This is a genomic window from Streptomyces sp. x-80 (assembly GCF_046549095.1).
GTDB classification, from domain to species: Bacteria; Actinomycetota; Actinomycetes; order Streptomycetales; family Streptomycetaceae; genus Streptomyces; species Streptomyces celluloflavus.
Genome location: NZ_JAJPWM010000062.1, coordinates 1 through 2,574, shown reverse-complemented (window position 1 = coordinate 2,574; position 2,574 = coordinate 1). Strand labels below are relative to the sequence as shown.

General features: G+C 63.5%; 4 protein-coding genes and 1 pseudogene. 3 read left to right on the top strand and 2 right to left on the bottom strand.

All coding sequences use genetic code 11. From position 1 onward, the window contains the following. The first annotated feature begins 153 nt into the window (after positions 1 to 153). The 3 genes and pseudogenes from ACLJWH_RS41895 to ACLJWH_RS41885 all read left to right on the top strand — a co-directional run bounded on the left by ACLJWH_RS41895 (position 154) and on the right by ACLJWH_RS41885 (position 1,429). Positions 154 to 540, top strand: a complete 387-nt coding sequence (locus tag ACLJWH_RS41895) for a helix-turn-helix domain-containing protein (RefSeq protein WP_411147061.1) — start codon at positions 154 to 156, stop codon at positions 538 to 540. After that, positions 468 to 881, top strand: a pseudogene (locus ACLJWH_RS41890) (IS630 family transposase); the annotation flags it as partial. The gene ACLJWH_RS41895 and the pseudogene ACLJWH_RS41890, both read left to right, overlap by 73 nt. A gap of 188 nt (positions 882 to 1,069) precedes the next feature. After that, positions 1,070 to 1,429, top strand: a complete 360-nt coding sequence (locus ACLJWH_RS41885; RefSeq protein ID WP_411147062.1) for an IS3 family transposase — start codon at positions 1,070 to 1,072, stop codon at positions 1,427 to 1,429. Here ACLJWH_RS41885 and ACLJWH_RS41880 read toward each other — a convergent pair. Then, positions 1,398 to 2,048 carry a peptide deformylase gene (locus ACLJWH_RS41880; protein ID WP_411147060.1) on the bottom strand — a complete coding sequence of 217 codons (651 nt, stop codon included), beginning with the start codon at positions 2,046 to 2,048 and terminating at the stop codon, positions 1,398 to 1,400. The genes ACLJWH_RS41885 and ACLJWH_RS41880 overlap by 32 nt on opposite strands. A gap of 140 nt (positions 2,049 to 2,188) precedes the next feature. Next, on the bottom strand, positions 2,189 to 2,371 hold the full coding sequence (locus ACLJWH_RS41875) for a hypothetical protein (protein ID WP_411147059.1): 183 nt from the start codon (positions 2,369 to 2,371) through the stop codon (positions 2,189 to 2,191). Between the last annotated feature and the right edge of the window lie 203 nt (positions 2,372 to 2,574).

The window sequence follows — 2,574 nt, the reverse complement described above, 5'->3', positions numbered from 1 at the left end:
ACTCGATCAACGCCCGCAACTCATCGTCCACGATCCACGGTCGAATACCCACACCCTCACGAACGGCCGAATCGTCAAACCGGTAACGCCCAACCAGGACACCTCAACAAGATCGTGTTATGAGCTCATAGAGTCCCTCGTGCTGTCGAAGTCGTGCTGTCCGCTGAGGAGCGTGCGGAGTTGCTGCGTTGGGCGGGTGGCGGGGTGCTGGCCCGTGTGGCGGAGCGAGCGAGGATCATCCTGGCCTGTGCGGACGGGGCGTCAAATACCGCTGTGGCGGCGGACTGCGGGATGTCCGTGGAGACGGTGCGCAAGTGGCGTTCACGGTTCGTGGCTCGGCGGCTGGCGGGTCTGGCGGATGAGCTGCGGCCGGGCCGGCGCAAGCCGGACCTGGTGCTCAGCGAAGCCGAGCGGGCGGAGCGCGGCGGGCGAAGACCGCGCAGTTCCTGGCCCTACGCGCGAAGATCGTGCTGCGGTGTGCGGAGGGCAGGACGAACAAGGAGGTCGCGGCCGAACTCGGCATCGCCCACGCGACGGTGAACCGCTGGCGCTCCAGGTTCATCACCCTGCGTCTGGACGGACTCATGGACGAGCCCCGCCCCGGCAGGCCGCCCTCGGTCCTGCTCGACCAGGTCGAAGACGTACTCGTGGCGACTCTGGAATCCACGCCGGGCAAGGACACGCACTGGTCGCGCGCCTCGATGGCGAAGCACAGTGGGCTGTCGAAATCGACCGTCGGGCGGATCTGGAAGAAGTTCGACCTCAAGCCCCACCTGCAGGACTCCTTCAAACTGCCCACCGACCCGCAGTACGTCGCCAAGGTCGTCGACGTCGCCGGCCTCTACCATCATCCGCCGGAGAAGGCGGTGGTTCTCTGCGTCGATGAAAAGAGCCACCGCGACGCCTTCTCCCGCCAGGTGGTGGCCTGGGAGACCTCCACCCGCGCGGACGCCGACCTGGTCCTCACCGCCCTCGAGTGCGCCCCCGCCAGCCGCGAGATCGAACTCGGCCAGCTGATCCACCACGCTGACCACGGCTGTCAATACACATCTATCAAGCTCACAACCGCTTGGTACGGGCGGGAATTGAGGCATCCACGGGATCAGTCGGGGATTCGTACGATAACGCCCTCTCGGAGAACCTGTGGACGCTGGTCAAGACCGAGTCCATTCGGAGCCGCGTCTTCACCACCCGGGCCGGGGCGAACCTCGCGCTCTTCGAGTACATCGACGGCTTCTATAACAGCCGCCGCATCCAAAGACGCCTCGGCTACCTCAGCCCCATCGAGTTCGAGGAGAAGCACTACGCCGACCAGGCAACAGCCGAACGAGCGAACCTCAAAGCCCGTCAACCCTTGCTGACCAGCCGATCACCTTCTGCCGCACAGCGGGGGAACCTCAGCCTCCAGACTTCGGCCCGGGCAGGGTGAAGCCTAGTTCACGGGCAGCTACTTCCAAACCGGCAGGCCTCCAGCGCTGTATCGCCTCTTCCAAGCTTGACAGCGAGCGAATTTCTGCGCGATCGAGGTAGAGCGTTCCCGCCAGGTGATCGATCTCGTGCTGCATGATGCGGGCAGCCAACCCTGAGTATTCCTCCTCGACTCTGCGACCGGCTTCGTCATCACAGGTGAGCTCGATCCGGTCGGTGCGGATAACCACTGCCTGCCAGCCCGGAACGCTCAGGCATCCCTCGAAGGAAGCGGTGTGTCGAGTGTCAACCGGTTTGTACGAGGGGTTGATCAGCACGGTGAAGGGGACCGGTTTCTCACCTTGCTCGGTCAACCTCACGTCCAGTTCGCGAGAGGTACCCAGGACGGCCAACTGCAGGGGGATGCCCACCTGGGGTGCCGCTAGTCCGACAGCTCCTTTGGTTTTCTGCATCGTCTCGCGCATCGCCTCTACCAAGTGGTGCAGCCGGCCGTCATCCAGCTGTCCGTCGAACGGGAACGCTTCACGGCGGAGAACAGGGTCTCCAGCAGAGACGATACACAAAGGGGAAGGCCCATCGAGGACTTCGTCGACTTTTTTGATGAGATCAATATGCGGCATGGGGGTACTTTGCCATAAAAAGACCGGCTCGGTCGACGGCCTCGAGACTTTCTGCGACCATAGGCCCTTCCAGGGGGCCATTACTGATGATCTCGCGGTTCAACTGCCGCTATTTCCCCATGAAGTTCCGCGTGCGCCGCCTACAGTCCGGCCACCGGGTCGTCGGTGGTCATGATCCGCAGCGGTCGGCGCCCCTTATCGTCGAGCTGGGCGAGTTCGCGTTCGTAATCGACGGTGATCTCCCCGCAGTAGTTGACAGCCGAGCTGCGGGCCGGTTTGCGGATTGCGCGGGTTATGAGTGGCGTCCGGTAGTGGTCGTCCATCGCGTATCCGACGACTTCCTTGGTACAGCAGTCGATGACGGTCGCGAGATACAGCCAGCCCTCTCCCGTCGGTATGTATTGAGCCGGAACTGATGGGTTTCCTATTGGGTCGTGTAGCGGACGTGTTGGGCGGTGAAGTAGCCGCAGACGATGCGGGGTTGGCGTTGTCTGTGGTGCGGGAAGCGCCGGGTTTCGTGGGCGAG

What these genes read in the sequence shown, in the direction of transcription:
- ACLJWH_RS41880 (WP_411147060.1), bottom strand. Translation starts at nt 2,048, where the DNA reads ATGCCGCATATTGATCTCATCAAAAAAGTCGACGAAGTCCTCGATGGG.
- ACLJWH_RS41875 (WP_411147059.1), bottom strand. Translation starts at nt 2,371, where the DNA reads ATGGACGACCACTACCGGACGCCACTCATAACCCGCGCAATCCGCAAA.